Source organism: Bradyrhizobium sp. 190, assembly GCF_023073415.1.
In the GTDB taxonomy this organism is placed as follows: domain Bacteria; phylum Pseudomonadota; class Alphaproteobacteria; order Rhizobiales; family Xanthobacteraceae; genus Bradyrhizobium.
Window position 1 is genome coordinate 22,462 of the sequence record NZ_JADPJL010000037.1, and the last position, 25,300, is coordinate 47,761.

Genomic DNA, 25,300 nt, shown 5'->3' on the forward strand with positions numbered 1-25,300 from the left:
CTATGAACATGATCCTTCCCGCCAGCGTTTCGGCCACGCCGAACGGTACCACCCGCCCGCAGGTCCGCATCGTCATCGTCGGCCATGTCGATCACGGCAAGTCCACGCTGGTCGGCCGCCTGCTGCACGAGACCGGCAGCCTGCCCGAAGGCAAGCTGGAGATGCTCAAAGCCGTCAGCGCGCGGCGTGGCATGCCGTTCGAATGGTCGTTCCTGCTCGATGCGTTGCAAACCGAGCGCGACCAGGGCATCACCATCGACACCACGCAAATCCGCTTCCGCACCCGCTCGCGCGACGTCGTGCTGATCGACGCGCCCGGCCACGCCGAATTCCTGCGCAACATGATCACGGGTGCCTCGCAGGCCGATGGCGCGGTGCTCATCATCGATGCGCTGGAAGGCGTGCGCGACCAGACCAGGCGGCACGGCTATCTGCTGCATCTGCTCGGCATCAAGCAGGTCGCGATCGTCGTCAACAAGATGGACCGCGTTGATTTCAGCGCTGACAGATTCAAGGCGATCAGCGACGAGATTTCCGCGCATCTGATCGGCCTCGGCGTGACGCCCACGGCGGTGATTCCGATTTCCGCGCGCGACGGCGACGGCGTTGCCGAACAGACGCCGCGGATCGGCTGGTACCAGGGGCCGACGGTGGTCGAGGCGCTCGACGCGCTCGAACCGGCGCGGCCGCTGGAGCAACTGGCGCTGCGCCTTCCGGTGCAGGCGATCTACAAGTTCGACGACCGCCGCATCGTTGCAGGCCGCATCGAGTCCGGCAGCTTGAGCACCGGTGACGAGATCGTCATCATGCCCGCCGGCAAGATCGCGAAGATCAAAACCGTCGAGAGCTGGCCAGTGACGCCGCTGAAGGGCAGTCACGGTGCCGGGCGCTCGGTCGGTATCACGCTGGACCGTGAATTGTTCATCGAACGCGGCGATGTCATCGCCCATGTGGGCGCGACCCCGCGCGATACGCGGCGAATTCGGGCGCGGATCTTCTGGCTGCACGACAAGCCCCTGTCGAAGGGCGATCAGATCCTGATCCGCCTCGGCACGCGGGAAAGCCGCGCCAGTGTGGTCGCGATCGAGAAGGCCGTTGATCCCGGCGAACTCTCCAACGAGGAGACCAAGGCGATCGCGCGCAATCATGTCGGCGAAATCGATATCTCGCTGGCACAGCCGATCGCGGCCGACCCCTATCAGGAAAATCCGCGCACCGGACGGCTGGTGATCGAGGTCAACGGCCGCATCGCCGGCGGTGGTCTCGTGCTGTCGGTCGATGCCGGACAGCGCGCCGTCCCGATCGACATCGTACCGGTCGAATCCGCATTGCGTCCTGAAGAACGCTCGGCGCGCTATCGCCACAACGGCGCGGTGATCTGGCTGACCGGCTTGCCGGGCTCCGGCAAATCGACGCTGGCACGCGCGCTGGAGCGCCGGCTGTTTTCGCGCGGCGGTTCGCCGATCCTGCTCGACGGCGACACCTTGCGCGCCGGCCTCAACGGCGATCTCGGTTTCTCCGCGCACGACCGCACCGAAAATATCCGGCGACTCGCCGAAGTCGCGACCCATCTGGCGCGCAATGGACATATCGCCGTTGTTGCCGCGGTGTCGCCGTCCGCGGAAGATCGCGCCGCCGCGCGCCGCATCGCCGACAATTCGTTCCGCGAAATCTATGTCGCGACGCCTGCGGAAGTCTGCGAGAGCCGCGATCCCAAGGGCCATTACGCCAAGGCGCGCGCCGGCACGCTGCAGGCGTTCACCGGGATCGGCAACGATTACCAGCCGCCGGCCCGGGCGGAGCTGAGCATCGACACCTCGGCCAAGACGGTTTCGGATGCGACCGACGAGATCGAGCGGATGCTGGCGGAGAGCGGCATTCTGTTCGACGAGCTGGTGGATCTGGCGGCCAATATCTAGGCTTTTTGGGGCCTTCTCATCGACCCGGCTTTAGGGCTAAAAGGGCGGCCGACGCTGCCCTTTTTGGTGCGTTTTTTGCTGCTTTTCGCCAGAAAACAGCCTTTCAACGCCAATTTCTACCGAGAAAGCCCATCATGAATCGTGTCGATGCCCACGGATTGAAGATCGCCCCTGTCCTGTTCGATTTCATCGCCAAGGAGGCGGCCCCCAAAACCGGGATTTCGCCCGATGCATTCTGGGCCGGTGTCGCCGCCATCATCCAAAAATTAGGACCGAAAAACCGCGAGCTGCTCGCCTTCCGCGATGCGCTGCAGGCCAAGATCGACGGCTGGCATCGCGCCAACAAGGGCAAGCCGTTCGACATGAACGCGTATTCGGCCTTCCTCAAGGAGATCGGCTATCTCCTGCCGGAGCCGACCACGCAGAAGGTTGAGACATCCAATGTCGACGAGGAAATCGGCAAGATCTGCGGACCGCAGCTCGTCGTTCCCCTGACCAACGCCCGCTACGCGCTGAACGCGGCGAATGCGCGCTGGGGCTCACTCTATGACGCCTTCTACGGCACCGACGCGATCCCGCACGATCCGAGCGAAAGCGGTAAGGGCTACAACAAGGCGCGCGGCGACAAGGTAATCGCCAAGGCCAAGGCCTTTCTCGACGCAGCCGTGCCGCTCGCGACCGGCAGCCACACCGACGTGACGTCCTATAGCGTCATCGCCGGCCAGCTCGCCGTGAAGCTCAAGAGCGGTAACGCCACCGCGCTGAAGACGGCGGCGCAGTTCGCGGGCTTCCAGGGCGATGCCGCTCAGCCTTCCGCGATCCTGCTGGTCAACAACGGCATGCATGTCGAAGTGAAGATCGACCGCAGCCACGTCATCGGCAAGGACGATCCGGCCGGCGTCGCCGACATGATCCTGGAATCGGCGGTCTCCACCATTCTCGACATGGAAGACTCGGTCGCCGCTGTCGATGCCGAAGACAAGGTGCTGGTCTATCGCAACACGCTCGGCCTGATGGACGGCACGCTCTCGGCCGATTTCGACAAGGGCGGCAAGACCCTTAAGCGCTCTCTCAATCCCGACCGCGTCTACAAGACGCCCGACGGCAAGCAACTCACGCTGCACGGCCGCAGCCTGCTGTTGATGCGCAACGTCGGCCATCACATGTTCACCGACGCCGTGCTCGACGAGAAGGGCGAGGAGATTCCGGAAGGCCTGCTTGACGCCGCCGTCGCCGGCCTGCTCGCGATTCACGACCTCAAGGGTTCGTCAAAGACCAAGAACAGCCGCACCGGCTCGGTCTACATCGTCAAGCCGAAGATGCACGGCCCCGACGAGGTCACACTAACTTGCGAATTATTTGCTGAAGTCGAGAAGCTGCTCGGCCTGCCCGAGAACACCATGAAGGTCGGCATCATGGACGAGGAGCGTCGCACCACGGTCAACCTCAAGGCCTGCATCCAGAACGCGTCGAAGCGCATCTGCTTCATCAATACCGGCTTCCTCGACCGCACCGGGGACGAAATCCATACCTCGATAGAAGCGGGGCCGATGATCCGCAAGAACGACATGAAGGCGCAGCCCTGGATCAAGTCGTATGAGGACTGGAACGTCGACATGGGCCTGATCGACGGCCTGCCCGGCCATGCCCAGATCGGCAAGGGCATGTGGGCCGCGCCCGACAAGATGGCTGACATGCTGACCCAGAAGCTCGGCCATCCGCAGGCCGGCGCGACCACCGCGTGGGTGCCGTCGCCGACCGCCGCCACGCTGCACGCGCTGCATTATCACCAGGTCAATGTTCAGGCCCGCCAGCAGGAGCTCGCCAAGGGCGGCCAGCGCGCAAAACTTTCCGACATCCTCACCATTCCGGTGTCGCAGTCGAACTGGGCGCCGGACGATGTGAAGCAGGAGATCGACAACAACTGCCAGGGCATCCTCGGCTATGTCGTGCGCTGGATCGACCAGGGCGTCGGCTGCTCCAAGGTGCCCGACATCCATGACGTCGGCTTGATGGAAGACCGTGCGACGTTGCGCATCTCCAGTCAGCATCTGGCGAACTGGCTGGCGCATGGCGTCGTCAGCAAGGACCAGGTGATGGAATCCTTGAAGCGCATGGCGGTCGTGGTCGACAAGCAGAATGCCGGCGACCCGCTCTACAAGCCGATGGCGCCTTCGTTCGACGGTGTCGCTTTCCAGGCCGCCTGCGACCTCGTCTTCAAGGGCCGCGAGCAGCCGAACGGCTACACCGAGTACATTCTCACTGCGCGCCGCAGGGAAGCGAAGGCCGCTGTGTAACCCGCGGTCACGATGCCGCATCGATCGCGAGGAACACCTGAGCTTCTTACCCGTTGATTGTCATCCCAACCGCGAAGGAGATGGCGATGGACTGGAACAGGGTCGAAGGCAATTGGAAACAGTTCAAGGGCTCTGCCAAGGAGAAGTGGGGCAAGCTCACCGATGACGATCTCGACGTGATCGAGGGCCGCCGCGAACAGCTCGAAGGCAAGCTGCAGCAGCGCTACGGCTTTGCCAAGGACCAGATCCGCAAGGACGTGGACGACTGGTTCGGGACGTTGAAATAGGCTCGCGCTTCCGAGCATGAAAAGCCCCGGCAGATGCCGGGGCTTTTTTGCTTTGGCAGGTCGGCGCTAGATGACGGCGATGTATTTCAACAGCGAGATCACGCCGAGAATGATCACGACGACGCGGGCAATCTGCTTGGCGCGGCCATCGAGCGGCAGCAGGTTGATGAGATAGAGAACGAGAATAACGACCAGGAACGTGATGAGTACACTGACGAGCATGCGGGGTCCCCCCTCGGCATTTGCCGAAAAATGCGCTGGTAGTGTTTTGTTAACGTGAGTGGGGGCATCGGGTTCCCGCCGGCGGAACCTCAATCGCTCGGGAAACCACAATCATTTCAAAAATCCTAGTATTTATACGGCAATAACGCTGTCCAACTAATTTACCGTTTTCCCGCCAAATGGCCCGCGAGCCTCTGGGGGGAGCATCATGTTGAACCGTCTGACCGTGTCCACGCTGCTGAAGATCGTCATCCTCGTCACCTCCTTCTGCGTGGTGGTTGGATTTTCGCTCAACGCCTGGGACTCCTGGGGCCGCCTGCAGGCGGCGAGCCGCATCGCTGTCATCGCCGACGCCTCGGCGAACATCTTCAAGGCGATGCACAATCTGCGCACCGACCGCTCCACGACCAACCGGCTGTTGAATTCCGACGCGCCGATGGACCCCAATATCGAGAAGTACCTGCGCAACATCCGTGACACCGAAATGCCGGCGATGAGCAACGCGCTCGGCCTGCTCGGCGGCCTGGAATTCGCCCAGCAACAAACGCTCGTGCCGGAGTTCGACCGCGTGTTCAAGACGATGGGCACGCTGCAGAAGGAGTTCTGGGAAGCCGTGGCCAAGCCGAAGGCACAGCGCCGGCCCGAACTGGCCAAGGAATACATGGCTGCGGCGAATGCGATGTTGGAGGTGCTGGAGAAGCTTTCCGGAGCCCTTGCCGCCGCCGTCAACCACCAGGACGCGACCATCGACCAGTTACTGGCTATCAAGCAGATCGCATGGCTGTTGCGTAACACCGCCGGCGAGGCCTCGCTGATCGTCTCGACCGGGCTCAGCACCGGGAAGGTCTCTCCGGAGGCGAACCTTGCCTACACCAAATATAGTGGCGGTATCGACGCCGCATGGAGCGCGCTGCAGCTCACCGCGTCGGGAATGCAGTTGCCACCGGCGATCTCGAGCGCGATTGCCGCGACCAAGACCGCCTATTTCGAACCGTCCTATCTCAGCCTGCGCGACCGGCTGCTGACGCAGATTGTGGCCGGCGAGAAAACGGAATTGACTGCCAACCAGTGGACCCCGGTCACCGTCGGGCGTCTCGGCGCCGCCGTCACTGTCGCCGAAGCCGCGCTCGACGCCGCCAAGGATCACGCCGCGCACCTGCGCTCCAGCGTCCAGCGCTCGCTCACGATGCAACTCGCATTGCTGACCGGCGCGCTGGCGCTGGCGTTCGGCGCCATGGCGATCGTCACCCGCCGCGTCATCAATCCGCTGCACATCATGCGCGACGCCATGCTGAAGGTCGCAGCCGGCGACCTCCACGTCGATACCGGCTACGCCGCGCGCCACGACGAAATCGGCGCGCTGGCCGGCGCGCTGGAGACCTTCAAGCAGCAGGCCGCCGACAAGGCCCGGTTCGAGGCGCAGGAGCGCGAACGCAACGCCGGCGCCACGGCGCGGCAGCAGGCGATCGAGAGCTATGTCGGCGAGTTCGAGAGCATGGTGCGCCAGACGCTCAACCAGCTCGGCGACGCTTCCGGCCAGATGCGGACCACCTCGGCCGGCCTGTCGACGATTTCGCGCCAAACCAACGAGCGCGTGCAGGTCGCCGGCAAGGCTTCCGGCGAGGCCTCGATGAGCGTCGAGACGGTCGCCGCGGCTTCCGAAGAGCTCAGCGCTTCGATCAACGACATCAGCCAGCAGGCGGCGCATGCGGCCAGCATCGCCAGCCGCGCGGTCGGCCAGGCGCGCAACACCGACGGCACCGTCCAGGGGCTCGCCCAATCGGCAGGGCGGATCGGCGAAGTCGTCGGTCTCATCAACACCATCGCTGCCCAGACCAACCTGCTGGCGCTCAACGCCACCATCGAGGCCGCGCGTGCCGGCGAGGCCGGCCGCGGCTTCGCGGTGGTCGCCTCCGAGGTCAAATCGCTGGCGAGCCAGACCGCGAAGGCGACCGAGGAGATTTCCGAGCAGATCGCCGACATCCAGCGGGTTGCGGGTGAAGCCATCGACGCCATCAAGGGCATCGGCAGCATCATCGGCGAGGTCAACGAGGTCGCGACCGCGATTGCCGCCGCCGTGCAGCAACAGGGCGCCGCCACCCAGGAGATCACCCGCTCGACGCAATTCGCGGCGCAGGGCACCAAGAACGTGTCCGACAACATCACCGGCGTGAAAGCCGATGCGGACGCAGCGGCAGCCGCCGCCGAGGATGTGAAGCACGCTTCGCAAACGCTGGAAACGCAGAGCCAGCAACTGGGCAATCAGGTCACCGATTTCCTCGGCAAGATCCGCGCGGCTTAAGGACTCGTCATGCCCGGCAAAAGCGCGAAGCGCGTCTTCGCGCTTTTGCGCGGCGATGACAGCCGGCAATCACTCTCACTCCCGTGCCACTACCGGCACGCGGCCATACTTGGCGCGGACCTTTTCGGACGCGGGCGAGAAATTCACCTCCGCGCCGCGCTTGTCGGCGCTGCGGCCGGCAACCAACAGGCCGTTCTGGCCGGCGACGATGTCGCCCTTGCGCAGCGTCGGGTCATCCTCGATCTTGACCGGCGCGAGGCCGACCTGGTCCTTGCCGTTGCAGGTGCAGCCGCTGACGAGCTCGTTGCGATAGCGGAACGCGTTCGGCAGTTCCGAATAGGATTTGCCGTTGTCGGCGGTCGCGTTGTCGATGGCGCTGCCGTAGAACACCTTGGTCTCGCTCGCCGGGCAGAAACTGTTGCAGGAGGCCGCGCGGCTCGCATTGTCCGATGCGGTGACCGGGAAATAACGTCCGTCGCAGGTCCGCACGCAAAACGCTTGGCCACCGCCACCGCCGTAGCGGACACGTCCCTCGCCACGCGGCGGGCGGACCTGTCCGTCGTCGTCGCCGAACGGCATCTGGATATAGGGCTGATGGCGCTGACGCCCGAACCCGCCGAACAGTTGCGAGAAGAAGTCCTGGGCCTGGGCGGCAGGCGCGAGCGCCGAAGCGCACACCAATGCGGCTGCCCCCCATGCTGCCAGTTTTCCCGATCGCATCAAGCTTCTCCTCTCATGCAACGCGACGCGTCCATTCAGTTGGCCTGCGGCGCCGTCAGGTTCATCGCCTGGCGGCCCGAGGGCGTCAGCGCGACCGGGCGCGGATGAGCGCTGGCTGGACGGCTCCTGGTATCCCCGCCCCGCGCCATGACCGGTGCCATCTTCGGCAGCACCACGACCTTGGTGCCGACATCGACCCGGCTGAACAGATCAGTGACGTCCTCGTTGGTCAGGCGGATGCAGCCCGACGAGACGAATTTCCCGATCGTCGAGGGATCGTTGGTGCCGTGAATGCGGTACTGGCTGGTGCCGAGATACATCGCCCGCGCGCCGAGCGGATTGCCGGCCCCGCCGGCCATGAAGCGCGGCAGATAGGGCTGGCGCGCGATCATCTCAGCTGGTGGATGCCAGTCCGGCCATTCCGCCTTGCGACTGATGGTCTGCACCCCGGACCAGGTAAAGCCGTCGCGGCCGACGCCGACGCCGTAGCGGATGGCACGGCCCTGTCCGAGCACGTAGTAGAGTGTGGTGTTGCCGGTATCGATGATGATGGTGCCGGGCGCCTCCGCCGTGCCGAAGGCGACGACGGCGCGGCGAAGCCGCTCGGGCGTCGCACCCTCGTCGGAGGCGATCACCTCATCGGTAGGATATGCACTCCGTTGGGCGGAAGCGTAGCCGAGCGTCTGCGCGTTCGCCGCGATCGAGACCATCGCCAGCATGAGCAAGACGGCGACGACGAAGACGAGCGCGGTTGCCACGCGCGACGAAGGTCGGCGATAAGAGGACTGTGTCATAGGACTGCCCCGCTGGATGTGCATCATTGGATGCTCTGCACCAACAAACGCACCCGGGGGCCGGCAGTTCCTTTTGGCCGAGCTTGCGGCGCAACCGTGTCGAGCGCGACAAGGCTCACACCTGCGCGATTGGAACCCGCGGGTCTGCGCCACGTTGTGATGCCAGTCCGGATCGCGAGGTCGCGTCTGCCTGGAATCGCCGCCTCGGGCGGGGGAAAGCCATTGTGAGCGTCATTCCCACCAAGCCTCCGCCCGCCAAGCCTACGCCTGCCAAGCCTTTGGCTTCCAAATCTCCGCCGACAAAACCATTGCCCAGCGAACGCCAGCATCCCAACGGGCACGAAGGCATTCCAGTCCCCGACAGCAGAAGCGAATTGCCGCCGGTCATCCGCCGCACGGAAGTGGTGGCCATCGCCCTCGTTGGCCTGCTGATCATCTGCATCATCGCCGGCCTCTATCTTGCCAAGGCGTTCTTTCTGCCGATCACGATGGCCTTCATCGTCGGCACCATGCTGTCGCCCGCCGCCAGCTTCCTCGAGCGCTACCGCGTCCCGCGCGCGGTCGCTGCCGTCCTGATCGTCACCGCCGTCTGTGCAGGCGCCGCCTTCATGATCGGCCTGCTCGCCTCGCCCGTCATGGAATGGAGCAGCAAGCTGCCGGAACTGGGGTCGATCCTGAAGGAGAAGCTGAACATTTTCGACCGGCCGCTCGCGCGCTGGCAGGAGTTGCAGAGCATGCTCGGCGGTCCCGATTCGCTGTCGACGTTCCATCTGCCGAAGTTCGACTGGGTACAGCCGACGCTGGAATTCCTGTCGCCGACCTTCGCCGAACTCCTGTTGTTCATCGCAACACTGATCCTGTTCATCGCAAGCTGGCGGGAGTTGCGCCGGGCGCTGATCATGAATTTCGCCGACCGAACGGCACGGCTGCGAACGCTGCGGATGATCAACGAGATCGAGGAGCACCTCGGCAACTATTTGCTGATGGTTACGATGATCAATATCGGCGTCGGTATCGTGACCGGCCTGATCTGCGCGGTGACGGGCATGCCGAACCCCGCCGGCCTCGGCGCGCTGGCCGCGATCCTGAACTTCATTCCGATCATCGGCCCGGTGGCGATGTTCGCCGTCCTGGTCGTGGTCGGCCTCGTTGCGCTCCCAACCATCAGCGCCGGATTGATCGCGCCGGCCCTGTTTGCGGTAATGACCTTCATGGAAGGCCATTTCCTGACGCCGACCATCGTTGGCCGAAGGTTGGCCTTGAATGCGCTCGCCGTGTTCGTGACGCTCGCGTTCTGGACCTGGCTGTGGGGCCCGATGGGAGCATTCCTGTCGTCGCCCTTGCTGATCATCGCGCTGATCGTGAAAGAGCATTTGATGCCGCCCGATCAGCCGCAGCTGCCGGAAGACTAAACCGGTTTCGCAATTGGAACTTCCCATTCGACGAAGCGTTTGTTCGGCAACTAAATTCAGTACCGGGAGCTTTCGATGTCTGACGCCGCAACGACAAATCTGACGGACAAAGCCACCTATGAACGCCTGCAGAAGGATGTAATCGCCGTGAAAAACGATATCGCAGCCCTGACCGAGCAGATCACCGATGCGTTGAACAGTTTTGCCGGCAGCGCCTCCAAACAGGCGCAGCGCGGCTACAAGCAGGCGCGCGCCAATGCGGAACAGGCAGTCGACGACATGTCCGAACGCGGCAGCGCGATGATGGACGCCGCCCATGACGCCGCGTCCTCGATTGAGGAAACGCTGGAAGACGCCATCACACAGCGTCCGCTGGCGACCGTCGCGCTGGCGCTTGGTGTCGGCTTTCTGATCGGCGTGACGTGGCGCAGGTAGTCTTGGCGCTGATAGGTTTGGCGCAGGCATTCTTGGCGCAGGGGCTTTTGGCGCAGAGAGTCTTCGATGGCGCGTGCCGGCAAGCCGGACGCCGCGGCGTCGTTTCGTATTGCGGTTGGTTTCGTTGACGTCGTTTTCAGATCGAGGCTTTCGGATCGGGGTTTGGCCATGTTTCAGCGACTGATCGATGATTTCAAGGAATCGACCGGCACCGCTCTCCGGTTGACTTCGCTCGCGGCAGCGGCGGCTGTGGCCCTGCTGGTCACCACCGCGTTTCTGTGTGCTGCAGCCTTCGTATTCGTTCTGCAGAATTATGGTCCCGTCCAAGCCTGCCTGACCGGAGCCGCCATCTTCTTCGTCGTCACCTTGATCGCAGCCAGCAGTTACATGGTGCGCAAGAAGCAGATCGAGAGACGCGCCGAACAGGCGGCGAGGATGGCGAAGTCTACCGCGCAGACCGTGCTGTCCGATCCGATGCTGGTTGCGGCGGGCATCCAGGTGATCCGCGCCATCGGCGTCAAGAAGCTGATCCCGATCCTCGCGGTCGGCGGACTTGCGCTGGGATTTCTCGCCACCCGCGCCAACGGGAGCAGCGGCGCCAACGAAGCGCCGGCGGAGTAGGCCTGGCGTCGCGCCTTCCATAGTTGCCCTTCCGTAGGATGGGTGGAGCGAAGCGATACCCATCAATGCCGGTGCGTGTGGCGATGGGTATCGCTTCGCTCCACCCATCCTACGGAAAACGATTTCACGTTCTCGCGGCGCGGTTTCGCCCGAGGTTTGCTATCAACTTCCCGCCCTCTCAAAACAGAGGGCGCAGGGAAGACCGGGTGCGCGCTGCACCCGCGGTCTCGTGTGCAATTGCGCACAAGGAACGCGCACACGAGCATACAGGTCCAGCGGGAGCATCCCGGCCTTCCCTGCGCAATGGCTTTACGGCTTACTTCGAGCTCTCCCCGGTGAACGGCTTTCTTGCCACCGTCGCCCGCGAAAGCTTGCTTTCGCGAACTTAGCGCCAGCACCGCGGCGTCAGGACCACACGACTTCGCCGTACGCTTGAGCCACACACGTCAGTCGCAGCTCTCGCGTCCATCGCATCTCACCGCGCGTTCGTGACGATGGCCAACGCCCCTCATCTGCCGTGAGACGGGCGGAGTTATGCCGGTGATTTGCGTGACAAGTTAAGCGGAATATTTTTGCGACAAGGGCTGGACAGGTTTTTACTGATTTGCCCGTCGTGCCAACGTGTCGCAGTTGCGGATTGAAATTGCACTTGTGCGTGAAGCAAATCAGTTCGCGGTCCGTAGGGTGGGCAAAGCGACAGCGTGCCCACCATCAAGGAGCGCAATCGATGATCGATGGTGGGCACGTCGCTACGCTCCTTTGCCCACCCTACGAAAAATATCGACGCGCGATCAGGTCACGCAGCGGCCGGGCTGAAGCAGCTTTGCGACCTCGGTCAACACACTGACCGGCGGTTCGCAGGCCACCGTCATCTTCGAGGGGCCACGCTTGTTTGGTGCGGCGGGCTGGGCTGGCGGCGCCGGGCGGTTCCGTACCTCCTCTTGGGCCACGGGAACACGCACCACCACGGACGTGTCCGCGAGGCCGACGGTTCGGATCGTAAACGTCTCGGTCTGACCTGTCGCGGCTCTGAGCGCCGCACGGTCGGCCTTGGCGGCGCGGTTGATGTCGGCCGAGGGTGCGGTCGCGGCGAGTTGCCGGCGGCCGGTGAGGTCGTGACCCGATGCAAGCTGGAAGGCGCCAAATGTTGCAGTGATGGCGAGAGCGGCTAAAATTGCTTTGAAAATCTGTGACATGACGGTTTGTCCCTCGCCCCATGGCGATCACACAGACAACCCGAGCCGAGCCGAAGGGGGTCCGGCGCTTCTCGATCACTTAACCGTGTTCGAAAAAAATCGAAAAATATTTGCGGCCCCATGGAACGACTCCGGGGGGCTCGGAGTCATCCCGGCAGCCGGTTATTCCCCCTGCCCCATTGACCGGCGACGTAGGGTGCGACCGTGGTGATGCCGGTCGCACCCTGCTTTTTTTGTTCCTGCTTTTTTGTTTAAGCCAGTTTCTTCAAAGCGCGTTCCAGGAGTTCCAGCCGGTCCTGGCCCCAGAAGATCTCACCCGAAGGCAGCACGTAGCTCGGCGCACCGAAGACGCCCACGCTCAGCGCCTCCTGGGTAAACTTCTCATGCAGCTTATCGAGTTCGGCGTCCGAAGGACCGCCTGCACGCAACTCGGCGGCGTCGAGGCCAGCGCGCTGGGCGGCCGATGAAATCGCTATGGGATCAGCGAGCGTTTCCTCACGTTCCCACACCGCGCGGGAGAGCTCCAGCGACAGCCTGTGGGCATTCTTGCCTTGCAACTTGGCCGCGATCACCAGGCGGGTCGCCGCGGCGTCGTCGCAGGGGAAGTGCTTCGGCTCAAGATTAATCGGAATGCCCAGCACCTCGCGCCAGCGCTTCAACTCCATCATCCGGTAGGCGCGCCGCTGCGGCGAGCGCTTCGGCAACGGCAGCCCGCCGGTCTGCTCGAAGATCGGCCCGAACTTGCAGGGCTTGATGTTGACGGTCGCGCCGTTTCGTTCGGCGATCCCGGCGAACGGCGCGCTGCCGAGGTACGTCCACGGCGAGGTGAGCGTCATGTAGTAGTCGATGGTGACCGGCACGCTTCAGCCCGAGGCGTGAGTGATCTTGTGATCCAGATGACCGGTCTTGTAGTCGCGGCGAAGCTGGCTCAGCGATGTCTCGTTCAGGTAAGGCAAAGCCTCGCTCAGCCTGTCGGTTGGGGGATAACCGGCGGCAAAACCCTGCCCGTAAATCTTGCGCAATGTGCCGATGGGGGTGGCGCCGTGCTTGTGGCTGATTTCGCCATCCTGGTTGCGGTGCTGATTGTCGGGAACTGCCTTGCTCATGCCGCTCTCCATTGTGCCTGTCTTGAAACATCCTCCCGCTGGGGCGGAATGGCAATCGTGCACTGCAACCGGGAATTAGACCGGGCTTATCGCGCCATCCTGTTAGGGTCGCCGCGGCCGAAACGGCCATCGAACCGGCGCCCGCCCGTTGCCGTGGATGAGCCTGGAATTGGCTCCAAACGGACGTCGAACACCCTGGCGATGCATGTGCGCTTACGGAGCAAGAGCAGCCATCAAAATGGGCGATGCGAGGTTGTTCTTCCCAAAGCGGACGTGGCGCACAGACTGCCCTCTCCGCACCGGCTCTTTTGCTGGCCGGTCTCAGTGCAAATGCAGCTTAACATTCGACGCACGATGAGGAACAAGTGATCCGGATAACAGTTGCTCCGTGACGAAGCCCGAGTTGACCTTTGATTCAGACGCCGCCGGTAGTTCGAGGTTCAGGGCGGTGTATTTGAACCGGCACAGGTTCTCAAAGCGAAATCGTCGAGAGACTTTAGATCAGGGAAGATAAGCCATTGCGCGTCTTCATCCTCGCGTTGTCAGTCTTTGGAATTCTCGTCAGCGCAAATGTTGCCAAAGCCGGTCCGAGCACGACCGACCGCGACCTGGTGGCATCCGCCGATCCGGCCACTCTTGTCCACGAGGCAACTCAGGAAACCGAAGATCAGATAGGACTCGACAAGAGAAAGCGTCGCGACGTGCAGCGCCGGCTGACCGGTCTTGGCTTCGACACCAAGATCAACGGACGGTTCGACAAGTCGACCCGCGCCGTGATCACGCGTTGGCAGGCGGCACGCGGCTATCCCAAGACTGGCTTCCTCGACACGCTGCAGCATCAGGCGCTACTGACCGAGTCCGTCTCAGCGGCGCGCGCCAGCCTTGGCAGCAGCGACAAATCCGATGACGACCGTCCGGCCCGTCGTCGCGGCGGTAGCCATCACCGCAGTAGTAGCGGTCCAGGTGGACTGATTGGCGGCGTGGTGGGCGGCCTGTTCGGACGCAGATGATCCGACAGATTGTGCGGAGCGTTGGTTCTCAGCGCGTCCGGCGCATGAGCATAACGTCGCGTAAGCACTTATCCGACCTTACGCTCCCGCCCGGTGATGTGTGCTCGTCGAGGTAAGCGCGGACATCGTTCAGGGGAGCGCTTCTCTTTCACGCGCCCGAATACGTAACGATGAGTGCGGCAACTGCCAGAACGCAGCTAACAAGCAGCACCAGCAGAACCGGCCTGCCTAAAAGACCGCCTCTTGCCTCCACTGCCGTCTCAACTACTTGATTTCCATCTTTATGCATTGAAATCTCCTGTGAAGGGCCAACGGCCCGCTCTCTCACAAGTTCCTGAACCTTTGGACCGTTCAACTTTGTCGGTCGCACGCGCCGGGTGGCCACGAGCCATAACGGAGAGGATGGATGTAGAGGAATTTCGCCGGTTTCTGCCTGCGAAGTTGACGCATCGGCGCGCTCGGCGCTCTCACTAGCCTGGGGCTCGAGATGCAACGTTTTGGCCAAAGCGAGTATGTGAGATCACTTGGCATTTCGGCCTGACCGACTCAGCCTTTCTGCGAGAACTTGACTGTCGAGACTGGCCACTTTCCATCGTGACCTCGGATCGAAATTCGCAAGCCGTGCAATTCGTCAAGCCATATCTTGTCCACGGTCCCGCATATGCCGTCGGTGAGGACCACAGCCTTGTCGACAAGATCTGTCTGAGCTTGCTCGAACTCACCGAGGATCGTGGACGCGCGAATTTTCACAGTTGGCATGGGGGGTCCCCGGAGACAAAGTTGATTGAGCTCACCAACGGTCGCACCGAAAGCCAGTTCCCGCTTGTTCCCAAGGCGGTGCTTGTGTGTTCGTATGATGTTATCGGAACTGTTGCAATTACCGCGCCTCTGTTACGCATTCGCCCTACGGCGATTTGTGAGCGAATCTTCCGAGCGATCCCGGAAAGAAATGCACCTGTTCCGGCCTGTTCGATCCGGATGAAATGATACCGTGCCTGATCGTCGCTACTGCCGCGCCGCCCGCATCTCGTCGCTCGGCTTGACGTCCTGCGAGCGGCTGTAGATCGCGACCGCCACGATCAGCACCAATGTCAACACGCCGAACAAGGCGCGGTAAGCGTCCTCGGTACGGGCGCCGCTCGCGAGCGGTTCGAACGCGCCGATGATGATTCCCGACAGCGTCTGCATGCAGGCGACGCCGAGCATCACTGATGTGTTCATGGTCGAGATGCCGCGTCCGATCAGCCGGTCGGGGAAGATGCCGCGGCCGTGCGTCATCACCATGGTGCTGGAGGCAGAGAAGAAGCCCATGGCGATGATGGCGGCAACCGGCAGCCAGACCGGCGGGTGGGAAAACAGCGCAAGGGTCGCGAGCAGGACAATGATCACCAGCGTGCCGCCGATTGCGATACCCTTGCGGGTGTCGAGCCGGCGGTCCAGCGGGCCGAAGACGAGCATGCCGGCCTGGTAGGCGATCACGGCGCAGAGCAGGACGTTGCCGGCCGCGATCGGGCTCAAGCCGTGCACCTCGCGCAGGAACGCGCCACCCCACAGGCCCTGCACGGTGAAGGTGCAGGCGTAGTTGCAGAAATTCAGCGCCAGGATCGGCTTCAGGCGCGGGTTGCGCAGCACCTCCAGGAAGCCGTTGAGCATCTCGCCTGATGGTTCCACCTTGCGGGAGAGAAAGGGATGACCGGGCGGCGCGTCGCGCACCACCAGCCAGATCGCGATAGTTGCCAGCGCGGTGAAGACGACGACGGCGCCGAACACCGCCCGCCAGCCGACCGCCTGCGACGCCCATGCGAGCGGCGTGGTGGCGGCGAGGTTGCCGAGCAGGCCGATGGACAACACCATGGCTGTCAGCGTCGAGAAGCGGTCCGGCGGAAACCAGCGGGAGATCACCACCATGCTGCCGATCAGCATCACGCCGCAGCCGGCGCCCATCAGCGCCCGGCCGGTCAAGAGAACCGGCCAGCTCGGCGCCAGCGTGAACAGGGCGCCGCCGAGACTGGCCATGATCAACATGCCGACCACGGTATAGCGCGGCCCGAAGCGATCGAAGAAGAAGCCGCAGGGAATCTGCATCGCGGCGAAGCCGAAGAAGAACGCGCCGGTCAGGGCCCCTAGCGCTTCCGGCCCGATGGCCAGATCGCGCATCAGGTCGAGACCGATGGTGACGTTGGAGGCGCGGAAAAAATGGCTGGCGACATAGGCGGTGGCCAATGTCGCGACGATGATCAGGCCCCGGCGGTAGGGGAAAGGCCGCTCGGCGGGCTGCATAGGTAAAGGGACGTTTCCGTTTATTTTCTTGTTGCTGCAGCGACCCTATGCGGGCGTGGGGCGCAGTTCAACAAGCATTCCGCCCCTCACGCTTTCTGCAGCGCCAGCAGAGAAATCCGATCCATTTGCCGCGCCGCACCGCATCCATTCTGGTTGCTTAGCAGCTTGGAACCCGCGGCTCCATGGCGAGCCGGGTGCATGACCCTTGCACGTAAAAAATCCGGCGCGCAGATGGCGCGCGCCGGATAAGTCCGACCAGCTTTCGAGGCTGGTGGCCCGAGCCAGGGGGAGGTGCCTGGCCGCGAACTCGATAACGCCGGCAATCGCCAGTGTCGGCGGTGAATCAGCAGAGACAATGATACCGCCAGCTTCACAATCCGGAGGTGAACTGGTTCACATAGCGCGCTCAATCAGAAATCATTTCGCGAGGTCACTTGATCGTCGCGCGCGAACCAAAATTTCGGTGCCCGCGGTGTCGAGGCAGGCGGCGCGACGACCGGAGACGAGATCGACGATGCGCAGGCAATGCGAGGATGTACATCCTGCCTCGACGTGACGACGTTAAGGTCCGCGCGCGCCATGCTCTATTGTACCGAGGTAGATGGCCGACACCGAAACGGATGGACCGGCTATACCAAGGTTTATGAGCCCCGGCTTGGCGCAGCGGAACCGGGCACGATCGATACAGTGGCGACAGGCGCTATTCACTGAGCGGGCGTTTTCTCACGGCGGGGCAGAAAGCGCTTCAGCGATTTCCATGCAGGCGCGAAGACAAATCCGACGACCGGAATCGATACGGCGCCGACCAACAGGCCGATCACGCCGGATATGGCTGCCTCGACCGTCCATTCGAGGATCGCGGCAAGCGGCGGGAATGCGTGGGCCACAGCCTCGGCAGCGGCCTTGACGGCATGGTGGATTGCCGGCGGACCGTAGACCTCGACGCCATGCAGGATGATGCCGCCGCCAACCCAGATCATGGCGGCAGTGCCGACCACGCTGAGAATCTTCAGAAGCACAGGCATGCTGCGAACGATGCCGCGTCCGAGCGCGCGGCCCATGGCCGAGGCACGGTCGCTCCGCGCCAGCGCCACACCGACATCGTCGGCTTTCACGATCAGCGCCACCACGCCATACACGGCGACGGTGATTCCGATAGCCACGACCGCCAGCACAAGCGCCTGCTTCCAGATGCTCTCCACCGGGAGCGCCGCCAGCGTGATCGCCATAATCTCGGCCGACAGGATGAAGTCGGTCTTGATCGCGCTTGCGACCTTCTCGTCTTCGACCGACTGTGCGTTCAACGAGACGGTGCCGAGCTCGGCTTCATGCTGATGCGCCTGATGGGGCATCACCGCTTCCAGCACTTTCTCCACCCCTTCGTAGCAGAGGTAGGCGCCGCCCAGCATCAGCAGCGGCGTAATGGTCCAGGGAAGGAAGTAGCTCAGCACCAGGGCCGCGGGCAGCAGGATCAGCATCTTGTTGCGCAGCGATCCCGCCGCGATCTTGCCCACAATGGGAAGCTCGCGCTTCGGCTCGAATCCGATCACGTAACCGGGCGTGACCGCGGTATCGTCGATGACGACACCTGCTGCCTTCGCACCCGCTTTGGCAGCTTGGCTCGCCACATCATCGAGGGACGCTGCAGCCACCTTGGCGATCGCCGCGATATCGTCGAGAAGGCCGATCAGCCCGACACTCATCGATCCCTACTCCACATCCAATCAAGGGTTCATCACCAGGAGGACCGTAGCAGATCGGCCCAACAAAAATCCGGCGCGCAGTGGGGAGCGCGCCGGATCATTTCAAACTCTACGCTAACAAGCTTCGATCAGCCCGTGGCCGCCCGCGGTGCGCGGTTGCGCGAGTTGCGCTGGAAGAACAACGCCTGGCTGGCGACGGCGGAGACCATCGCGGGCTGGAACGGTTTCGAGATCAGGAACGCGGGCTCCGGGCGTTCGCCGGTCAGGAAGCGCTCGGGATAGGCGGTGATGAACACCACCGGCACCTCGAACACCTTCAACAGTTCGTTGACCGCATCCAGGCCCGACGAGCCGTCGGCGAGCTGGATGTCGGCGAGGATCAGGCCCGGCTTCTTGTTCTTGGCAAGCGCCACCGCATCGGCATGGGTGCGGGCGACGCCGATCACGTTGTGGCCGAGGTTCTTCACGAGGCTCTCGAGATCCATCGCGATGAAGGTCTCGTCCTCGATGATCAGGACGTCGGTGGCGATTTCCGCCGCCATCTCGCGGCCGGCGGCGTCCGTCAACTGGCGGGTCTCGGCGATGTCGGTGTTGAGAATGAACGCCACCTCCTCCTCGGAGAAGCCTTCCAGGGAGAGCAGCAGGAACGCCTGCCGCGGCAGCGGCGTGATGTTCGACAGCCTCCGCTCCGGCGGCAGCGCCAGCGTCGTGACGTCGGGGTTGTCGTTGAGCGAGACCGAGTTCCAGATCTGGGTGAAAAGCTTGAACAGGCCGGCGCGCGGGCCATGTCGTTCGTCGAGCAGCGAGCCGTCCTGCAGCAGGGCCTCCAGCATGGCACCCACATAGGCATCGCCCGAGGCCTGGTTTCCGGTCAGCGCACGGGCATAGCGCCGCAAGAGCGGCAGATGTTCAGCAACGAGCTGTGATCGGGACATCCCCATTTCATCCTTATCTTGGGCCGTATCCTTGGCCGTACTTACTTAGGGTCTCAGCCGGGCGGACGTAACCTTAAAGCGCCGCGTCGGGCGTCAATTTTAGTTTCGGCGGGGGGACCCCGGTTCCCCTGTCACCCCGATTACTCGCGAGGGGCAAAAAAGTTCCAGAAAAAGTTCCCAGAATTCGGAACCATCCGCACGTATTCGCATTAGCCTTCAACCTACAACGCGGCGACCTAGGCCCAATTTCGAGGTAACCTCTTGAAACCACAGAGACTTAACTCTCGGGGAAGCGTGGATCAGACCATGAAGGAAGTAAAGAAGCAGGGCGGGCTTAACGCCGAGATTCAATCCAGGATCGGGCATCAGCTCCGCGCCATGTACGACGACGTGGTCCGACAGGGCGTGCCGGACCGCTTTGCAGAACTGATCCGAAAGCTCGATGGGCCGGAAGCGGCGGCGGCCCAAATCGACGACAAAGACGGGAGAGACTAATGCCTCTCACAGACTCTCTTCGCGACGACATTTTGGCGTCGGTACCTAGCCTGCGCGCGTTCGCGATCTCGCTCTCTGGTAATGGCGACCGTGCGGACGACCTGGTTCAGGAAACATTGCTCCGTGCGATTGCCAACATCGACTCGTTCCAGCCGGGCTCGAACCTTCCGGCTTGGCTGTTCACCATCCTGCGCAACCTTTTCCGCTCGGACTACCGGAAGCGGCGGCGCGAGGTGGAGGACGCCGAGGGCAATTACGCGAAAACCCTGAAGACCCAGCCCGCGCAAAACGCGCATCTGGAGTTCGAGGAGTTTCGCACCGCGCTCGACAAGCTGCCGCAGGACCAGCGCGAAGCGTTGATCCTGGTCGGCGCCTCCGGCTTCTCCTATGAGGACGCCGCCGCCATCTGCGGCTGCGCGGTCGGCACCATCAAGAGCCGCGTCAACCGCGCGCGCTCGAAACTCTCCGCGCTACTCTATGTCGAGGGCGCCGAGGATTTTGGTCCCGATGAAACGGTGCGCGCCGTGATCGGCGGCAATGGCGGGTGATGACGCTATCGAACTGACGCGGAAAGGCGGCCCGATCGGGCCGCCTTTTTTGTGTGTGTCGATGTCGTAGTTTCGAAGGGTGGGCAAAGCGAAGCGTGCCCACCATCTGCGCGGCGTGTGAGGGTGACAGAAATGATGCAAGTGTCTTTGCCGCGACGCTATTCACATCATGGCTGTGAGTGGTGGGCACGCTTCGCTTTGCCCACCCTACGATTTAGGGGCCGTCCCTACCTCACCTACCGCACCGGTGCGGAAATCTGCTCGGTGCGGTCGCGCTCGGTCATGTCGACGACGGTGACCATCGGCGCGGTGAGTTCGTAGACGTAGCTGACGTCGGTGAAGTAGCGCTTCGCGGTGCCGCCGAGCGCTTCGGGGGCGACGCGGTCGAGCAGGATGAGGCCGAAATCACTGTCTTCCCGCCGCGTCGCTGCGCTGGTGTTGAACTCTTCCCAGCGGAAATGAAAGACCGTATCCGGCTCCTCGCCCGAGACTTCCCAGTTGGCGACGATGTGCGGGTGCTTGCCGACCAGCGACAGCCCCTCGTCGGAATGCGAGGCCAGTTCGAAGAACAACAGCGACAGCGACTGCGCGGCGCGCGCGCTGACGGCGATATCCGGACCGTTGACCACGATGCGGTCGGCATGCGGGATCGCGCGCGACTCGAACAGGCCCTTGAGCTTTACGCCCTGCCACTGGCTTTCGCTGAGCAGCGTCACCACGTTCGACATCGCATGGATGCGGCCGATCAGCAGCTCGCGCGACACGTCCATGTCGGAGCCGTGGCGCAGCGTGCGCGTCACGATCGACTGAATCACGGCGAGGATGTTCTTGACCCGGTGGTTGAGCTCGTCGATGACGGCGGTCAACCGCCGTTCGAAACCGATCCGAACCTCGATCTCGCGGCTGAGCCGCAGGTTGTTGTAGGCGACATAGCCGAACAGGCCGCAGACGATGCCGGTGAGCGCGAAGCCGATGGCCGCCACGATGATCGCCGTCTGCTGCGCGCGCTGTACGGCGTTGTTCTTGGCATAGTAGGCGAGCGACCAGTCGCGGCCGCCGAACGTCACCGTCCGCACCACCGACGGCAACGGATCGCCCTGCTTGATCGCCCGCAAGGAGATCTCGCCCTGGTCGTTGGCGACATATTCGTCGCTGGCGTCATCGGGGTCCTTCAGCACCACCGAAAACAGCGAGCGGTCGTCGTTGGTCAGCATCAAAGGCGCCAACTCGTAGGAAAAGGTGACGAAGCCCACGGGCTCCGCGGTGCCTTCCTTCAGAATGGCGGAGGCAAGCACGATGCCGATCTGCCCGCTCTGCCTCAGGAGCGGAATCGGGTCGGACGCCACCGGCTTGCCGGTCTCCGCCGCCTTCGCCAGCATCGGCCCGATCACCGAGTGACGGTCAAAGGCGCGGCCCGGAATGCCCAACGTGTCCGCACTGCGTGGCTCCTGGTCCATCAGGACGTCGAGCGGCCTGTCGACGGTCTTGATGTCGATCGGACGATCGTCGAAATCGCGAATCGTCGGATTGGTGAAGCCCGCGCTCTTCAGCTCCGCCTGCGCTGTGGGCAGATCGGCCGGCTTGAGCCGCGCGATCCAGGACGCGACCACGAAGTCGGTCTTGAAGGCGTAGATCGCCGAGCGCAGCGGCTGCAGCATGTTGGCTTTCACCACCGAAGGTGTGCGAAACAATCCGGATGCAACGCGCGCGAGCAATTCGCGCTCGGTCAGGCGGTCCTGCACCAGGCTGGCATGAACGTCGATGGCGCGGGACAGCGCGATGCCGTCGATCGCCAGTTCCTGTTCGTGAACGCGATAGGCCGCGAGACCGGAGAGCAGAACTCCGATCAGCGCGATAAAGCCGATAATGAAGCCCAGCCGAACCACTCGCTTACTCGGAAATGACGTATTGGCGAAGACGTATCGGAAGCATCTTTGGGTCTGCCGGGGCAGAGACGCATGGCAATAGCGCGAAGGCCAACCGCGGCGAATATGACGGAGCGCTCATCAGCACGCAACTGACAGGTGGCAGCGAGGTAAACAACACGGCCGCCGTTAACGCTGATTTGGCGGGGCCAGAGATTGATAATCTGACAGCGCGGATTTGGTTCCACCGAGGACGGACAAATCAGGGGGCTGCGGCAGCGGACCGAATATTAATGTTAACGCGCCCCACCCCGGCCGCTGGCCTGACCGCTAGTCCTGCTGTTTGTCCGCCCGGCCCGGCCCGTTTGTCTTGACCGTCTTTGGTCGTTTCTCTCGGCCTACCCGGCCTTGGCCTTCGTGGCCGGGCGCAGACCGCCCTTGGTCTCGATGAAGCGGATGATGCGATCGAGCCCCTCGCTCTTCTTCAGATTGGTCATCACGAACGGCCGCTCGCCCCGCATCCTTTTCGCATCAAGCTCCATCTTCTCGAGCGATGCCCCGACATGCGGCGCGAGGTCGATCTTGTTGATCACCAGCAGGTCCGAGCGGGTGATGCCCGGCCCGCCCTTGGAAGGGATCTTGTCGCCGGCGGCGACGTCGATCACGTAGATCGTGAGATCGGCGAGTTCGGGCGAAAACGTCGCGGCGAGATTGTCGCCGCCGGATTCGATCAGCACCAGGTCGAGATCGGGAAATTTCGCGCGCATGTCGGCCACCGCTGCGAGATTCATCGAGGCGTCCTCGCGGATCGCGGTGTGCGGGCAGCCGCCGGTCTCGACGCCGGCGATGCGGTCCGGCGTCAGCGAGCCCGAGCGCACCAGAAACTCCGCATCCCATTTGGTGTAGATGTCGTTGGTGATCGCGGCGATGTCGTAGCGCTGGCGCATCGACTTGCAGAGCAGGTCCATCAGCGCGGTCTTGCCGGAGCCGACGGGACCGCCGACGCCGATGCGTAACGGGCCGTGAGATTTAGACATGTGCGCAGCCCTCTTTGTTGTCGTCCCTGCGAACGCAGGGACCCATACCGCGTGATCTATCAATAAGGCAGAACGGCCGACACCGTTTGTAACAACCGAGGCCGGTGGCTATGGGTCCCTGCGTTCGCAGGGACGACGAAAGAGTGTGCAGCATCATGACCGGAACAGCCGCGTGTACTGCGTCTCGTGGCGCATGCTGGCGAGATCGGCGCGGAAGGTGGCGCTGCCGAGATCGTCGATGGAAGCTTCCAGCGCGCGCTTCGCGGTGGCGGCAACATCAGCCTCGAGGCTTGCGAGAATGCGCTGGCTGTCGGTTTGCCCGAGCGGAACCAGCCTGGCGCCGGCAGAAATCCAGTTCGATACCACGGCATGCAGGAACGCATGCACCGCCGGCGTGAGCGGAATGCCATGCGCCGCGCTGACAACGCCGACCGCGACGGGATAAACCATGCCGCTGCTGCAAGCAGCCACCATTTCGTCGAGCCCGTCGCAGGCCCAGGCGGAGCGCGCGATCTCGATGAAGGCGCGGCCCTGCGTCGAGGTCTCGAGCTGGCGCTCGCGCGAGGGCACGAAGGCTGCCGCGAGTTCGGCGATTTCGCGCAGGGCGACCTCGTCCTGCGCAGATGCGGCGCGATACGTCTGCGCCAGAAACACCGCATCGCAGAAGCCCGAGCCATCGCCGAGCATTGCGGCCAGCCAGTCGCGCAGCGATGCGGCATCCGTGATGTCGCCCGCCTCCACCGCCCATTCGATGCCGCTGGAATAGGAGAATGCGCCGACCGGAAAGGATGGCGACAGCCAGGTCATCAGCCGGTACAGCGCCGCCGCCTCATCCGCTTTCATTCCGCTGCGCGCGTCGGCCGGCGCGGGCTCACTTGTGGTCATGAGCATGGGAGTGATCGTGGTGGTGATGATCGTGGTCGCAATGTTCGTCGTGGTGATGATGGTGGTCGTGATCACCGTGGTGAAGCTGACTGTCGTGATGATGATGGCCGTGATCTTGCGCGGCATGATCATGCGCCGCCTGCGCATACGCACCGCCCTCGGGATCGAACGGCGCCTCGATCTCGATGATGCGCGCGCCCAATCCTTTCACCATCGCCTCGATGACGTGATCCCTGCGGATGCGCAGGCCCTTCGGCATGATCTGGGTCGGCAGATGGCGGTTGCCGAGATGCCAGGCTATGCGAACCAGATGCAGCGGATCGGCGCCCCTGATCTCGATCAAGGGCTCAGCGGCCGCGACTACCTCGATCAGCCTGCCGTCCTCCAGCACCAGCGCGTCGCCGCCGCGCAATGCCACGGCGTTCTCCAGATCGAGCAGGAATTCCAGCCCGCGCGTCCCCGTCATCGCCATCCGCCGCCGGTGCCGGTCGTCGAAATCGAGCACGACGGTATCGGCCGCGGATTGCGTCCAGCGGTGCTGGCCAAGGACTTTTGTCGTGCGGATCATGCTAGCTTGCTCAACGACACGTCAGAACTTCTCCACCTTGCCGTCGCTGATGATTTCGATCACCGTCGGCGCCGTCTTCATCTGCGAGGAATACTCCCGCCACACCTTCATATGCGGCGCACGGCCATGCGCATTGAGGTCGTCGCGGGTCTCCCAACGCTCGACCACCACATACAGATTGGGATTGTTCACGCTGACATGGCCTTCATAGGAGATGCAGCCCTTCTCCTTGAGCGTTTCGGCGGTACAGGCCTTGTGTCCCTTGATGAAGTCGTCCTTGTTTTCCGGCTTCATCGGCGTGGTGGCGATGACGTAGATCATGAGTTTTATCCCTTGCTTTTCTTGTTAGCGGACGTCGACCTTTTCCGGTGTGATCACTTCGATCTTCGGCGGTGCCGACATGCATTTCACGGCGACGCGGCCGAAGGTCTTCATGTGCTCGGCACCGCGATGCGGCACCAGCGCTTCGGCATTTTCCCACTGCTCGACGAACACCATTTTCGAGGGATCGGTGACGCTCTCGTGCAGGTCGTAGGCGATGTTACCCGGCTCTTTCCTTGTTTCCTTGATGCAGGCGGTGGCCGCCGCAATGAATTCGGCACGCGTTTCAGGTTTCACGGTCAGCGTGGCAACGACGTAAATCACTCGATCCTCCCGGACTTT

The 25,300-nt window shown here is 63.1% G+C and carries 27 protein-coding genes; 11 read left to right on the top strand and 16 right to left on the bottom strand.

Translation table 11 applies throughout. From position 1 onward, the window contains the following. The first annotated feature begins 2 nt into the window (after nucleotides 1–2). The 3 genes from cysC (at nucleotide 3) to IVB22_RS22225 (ending at nucleotide 4,503) form a co-directional block, all read left to right on the top strand. Nucleotides 3–1,919, top strand: coding sequence for an adenylyl-sulfate kinase (gene cysC, locus IVB22_RS22215; RefSeq protein WP_247519381.1), 1,917 nt, complete (start codon nucleotides 3–5; stop codon nucleotides 1,917–1,919). 134 nt (nucleotides 1,920–2,053) lie between these two features. Beyond that, nucleotides 2,054–4,216 (top strand): malate synthase G, encoded by a 2,163-nt coding sequence (locus IVB22_RS22220; RefSeq protein ID WP_247519382.1) that lies wholly within the window; start codon nucleotides 2,054–2,056, stop codon nucleotides 4,214–4,216. 86 nt (nucleotides 4,217–4,302) lie between these two features. Then, entirely contained in the window at nucleotides 4,303–4,503 is a 201-nt protein-coding gene (locus IVB22_RS22225; protein WP_247519383.1) for a CsbD family protein, read from the top strand. 66 nt (nucleotides 4,504–4,569) lie between these two features. On the opposite strand, the gene IVB22_RS22230 is transcribed toward IVB22_RS22225, so the two are convergent. Beyond that, nucleotides 4,570–4,725, bottom strand: coding sequence for a Thivi_2564 family membrane protein (locus tag IVB22_RS22230; protein ID WP_247519384.1), 156 nt, complete (start codon nucleotides 4,723–4,725; stop codon nucleotides 4,570–4,572). A 208-nt stretch (nucleotides 4,726–4,933) separates the two neighbouring features. Between IVB22_RS22230 and IVB22_RS22235 the strand changes: the two genes are divergently transcribed. Then, nucleotides 4,934–7,027 carry a methyl-accepting chemotaxis protein gene (locus IVB22_RS22235; RefSeq protein ID WP_247519385.1) on the top strand — a complete coding sequence of 698 codons (2,094 nt, stop codon included), beginning with the start codon at nucleotides 4,934–4,936 and terminating at the stop codon, nucleotides 7,025–7,027. 75 nt (nucleotides 7,028–7,102) lie between these two features. On the opposite strand, the gene IVB22_RS22240 is transcribed toward IVB22_RS22235, so the two are convergent. Beyond that, on the bottom strand, nucleotides 7,103–7,747 hold the full coding sequence (locus IVB22_RS22240; RefSeq protein WP_247519386.1) for a DUF2865 domain-containing protein: 645 nt from the start codon (nucleotides 7,745–7,747) through the stop codon (nucleotides 7,103–7,105). Nucleotides 7,748–7,782: 35 nt separating this feature from the next. Next, on the bottom strand, nucleotides 7,783–8,541 hold the full coding sequence (locus IVB22_RS22245; protein ID WP_247519387.1) for a L,D-transpeptidase: 759 nt from the start codon (nucleotides 8,539–8,541) through the stop codon (nucleotides 7,783–7,785). A gap of 308 nt (nucleotides 8,542–8,849) precedes the next feature. On the opposite strand from IVB22_RS22245, the gene IVB22_RS22250 reads away from it, so the two are divergent. From IVB22_RS22250 to IVB22_RS22260, 3 genes are all read left to right on the top strand, one after another. Further along, a complete protein-coding gene (locus IVB22_RS22250; protein ID WP_249805315.1) occupies nucleotides 8,850–9,953 on the top strand; it encodes an AI-2E family transporter in 1,104 nt (367 codons plus the stop codon). Nucleotides 9,954–10,028: 75 nt separating this feature from the next. After that, a complete protein-coding gene (locus IVB22_RS22255; RefSeq protein ID WP_247519388.1) occupies nucleotides 10,029–10,388 on the top strand; it encodes a YqjD family protein in 360 nt (119 codons plus the stop codon). Between the two features lie 168 nt (nucleotides 10,389–10,556). After that, nucleotides 10,557–11,009 carry a hypothetical protein gene (locus IVB22_RS22260; RefSeq protein WP_247519389.1) on the top strand — a complete coding sequence of 151 codons (453 nt, stop codon included), beginning with the start codon at nucleotides 10,557–10,559 and terminating at the stop codon, nucleotides 11,007–11,009. 791 nt (nucleotides 11,010–11,800) lie between these two features. Here the strand turns inward: IVB22_RS22260 and IVB22_RS22265 are convergent. From IVB22_RS22265 to IVB22_RS22275, 3 genes are all read right to left on the bottom strand, one after another. Continuing rightward, a complete protein-coding gene (locus tag IVB22_RS22265; protein ID WP_247519390.1) occupies nucleotides 11,801–12,205 on the bottom strand; it encodes a hypothetical protein in 405 nt (134 codons plus the stop codon). Between the two features lie 251 nt (nucleotides 12,206–12,456). Continuing rightward, nucleotides 12,457–13,065 (bottom strand): 2-hydroxychromene-2-carboxylate isomerase, encoded by a 609-nt coding sequence (locus IVB22_RS22270; protein WP_247519391.1) that lies wholly within the window; start codon nucleotides 13,063–13,065, stop codon nucleotides 12,457–12,459. 3 nt (nucleotides 13,066–13,068) lie between these two features. Further along, entirely contained in the window at nucleotides 13,069–13,311 is a 243-nt protein-coding gene (locus IVB22_RS22275) for a hypothetical protein (RefSeq protein WP_247519392.1), read from the bottom strand. A 518-nt stretch (nucleotides 13,312–13,829) separates the two neighbouring features. Between IVB22_RS22275 and IVB22_RS22280 the strand changes: the two genes are divergently transcribed. Then, the gene (locus tag IVB22_RS22280; protein ID WP_247519393.1) at nucleotides 13,830–14,321 is read left to right on the top strand and encodes a peptidoglycan-binding domain-containing protein; all 492 of its coding nucleotides are present in this window, start codon (nucleotides 13,830–13,832) and stop codon (nucleotides 14,319–14,321) included. Nucleotides 14,322–14,867: 546 nt separating this feature from the next. Here IVB22_RS22280 and IVB22_RS22285 read toward each other — a convergent pair. Then, nucleotides 14,868–15,080 carry a PRC-barrel domain containing protein gene (locus IVB22_RS22285; protein ID WP_247519394.1) on the bottom strand — a complete coding sequence of 71 codons (213 nt, stop codon included), beginning with the start codon at nucleotides 15,078–15,080 and terminating at the stop codon, nucleotides 14,868–14,870. A gap of 21 nt (nucleotides 15,081–15,101) precedes the next feature. On the opposite strand from IVB22_RS22285, the gene IVB22_RS22290 reads away from it, so the two are divergent. Next, entirely contained in the window at nucleotides 15,102–15,308 is a 207-nt protein-coding gene (locus IVB22_RS22290; protein WP_247519395.1) for a hypothetical protein, read from the top strand. Between the two features lie 18 nt (nucleotides 15,309–15,326). Here IVB22_RS22290 and IVB22_RS22295 read toward each other — a convergent pair whose 3' ends face one another. From IVB22_RS22295 to IVB22_RS22305, 3 genes are all read right to left on the bottom strand, one after another. Beyond that, nucleotides 15,327–16,601: an MFS transporter gene (locus IVB22_RS22295; protein WP_247519396.1), complete on the bottom strand. Its 1,275-nt coding sequence runs from the start codon at nucleotides 16,599–16,601 to the stop codon at nucleotides 15,327–15,329. 704 nt (nucleotides 16,602–17,305) lie between these two features. Further along, nucleotides 17,306–18,304: a DUF808 domain-containing protein gene (locus tag IVB22_RS22300; protein ID WP_247519397.1), complete on the bottom strand. Its 999-nt coding sequence runs from the start codon at nucleotides 18,302–18,304 to the stop codon at nucleotides 17,306–17,308. 128 nt (nucleotides 18,305–18,432) lie between these two features. Continuing rightward, nucleotides 18,433–19,239 carry a response regulator gene (locus IVB22_RS22305; protein WP_247519398.1) on the bottom strand — a complete coding sequence of 269 codons (807 nt, stop codon included), beginning with the start codon at nucleotides 19,237–19,239 and terminating at the stop codon, nucleotides 18,433–18,435. Between the two features lie 306 nt (nucleotides 19,240–19,545). On the opposite strand from IVB22_RS22305, the gene IVB22_RS22310 reads away from it, so the two are divergent. After that, entirely contained in the window at nucleotides 19,546–19,734 is a 189-nt protein-coding gene (locus IVB22_RS22310) for a NepR family anti-sigma factor (protein WP_171709688.1), read from the top strand. After that, a complete protein-coding gene (locus IVB22_RS22315) occupies nucleotides 19,734–20,282 on the top strand; it encodes a sigma-70 family RNA polymerase sigma factor (protein ID WP_247519399.1) in 549 nt (182 codons plus the stop codon). The genes IVB22_RS22310 and IVB22_RS22315 overlap by 1 nt, the downstream gene beginning before the upstream one ends. A gap of 236 nt (nucleotides 20,283–20,518) precedes the next feature. On the opposite strand, the gene IVB22_RS22320 is transcribed toward IVB22_RS22315, so the two are convergent. The 6 genes from IVB22_RS22320 to IVB22_RS22345 form a co-directional block, all read right to left on the bottom strand. Then, nucleotides 20,519–22,168, bottom strand: a complete 1,650-nt coding sequence (locus IVB22_RS22320) for an HWE histidine kinase domain-containing protein (protein ID WP_247519400.1) — start codon at nucleotides 22,166–22,168, stop codon at nucleotides 20,519–20,521. 377 nt (nucleotides 22,169–22,545) lie between these two features. Further along, nucleotides 22,546–23,184 (bottom strand): urease accessory protein UreG, encoded by a 639-nt coding sequence (gene ureG, locus IVB22_RS22325; protein ID WP_247519401.1) that lies wholly within the window; start codon nucleotides 23,182–23,184, stop codon nucleotides 22,546–22,548. A 153-nt stretch (nucleotides 23,185–23,337) separates the two neighbouring features. Continuing rightward, on the bottom strand, nucleotides 23,338–24,075 hold the full coding sequence (locus tag IVB22_RS22330) for an urease accessory protein UreF (RefSeq protein ID WP_247519633.1): 738 nt from the start codon (nucleotides 24,073–24,075) through the stop codon (nucleotides 23,338–23,340). After that, nucleotides 24,056–24,637 (bottom strand): urease accessory protein UreE, encoded by a 582-nt coding sequence (gene ureE / locus IVB22_RS22335; RefSeq protein WP_247519402.1) that lies wholly within the window; start codon nucleotides 24,635–24,637, stop codon nucleotides 24,056–24,058. The genes IVB22_RS22330 and ureE overlap by 20 nt, the downstream gene beginning before the upstream one ends. A 21-nt stretch (nucleotides 24,638–24,658) precedes the next feature. Further along, nucleotides 24,659–24,958 (bottom strand): putative quinol monooxygenase, encoded by a 300-nt coding sequence (locus IVB22_RS22340; RefSeq protein WP_247519403.1) that lies wholly within the window; start codon nucleotides 24,956–24,958, stop codon nucleotides 24,659–24,661. Between the two features lie 24 nt (nucleotides 24,959–24,982). Continuing rightward, nucleotides 24,983–25,282 (bottom strand): putative quinol monooxygenase, encoded by a 300-nt coding sequence (locus IVB22_RS22345; RefSeq protein ID WP_247519404.1) that lies wholly within the window; start codon nucleotides 25,280–25,282, stop codon nucleotides 24,983–24,985. Nucleotides 25,283–25,300: the final 18 nt, after the last annotated feature.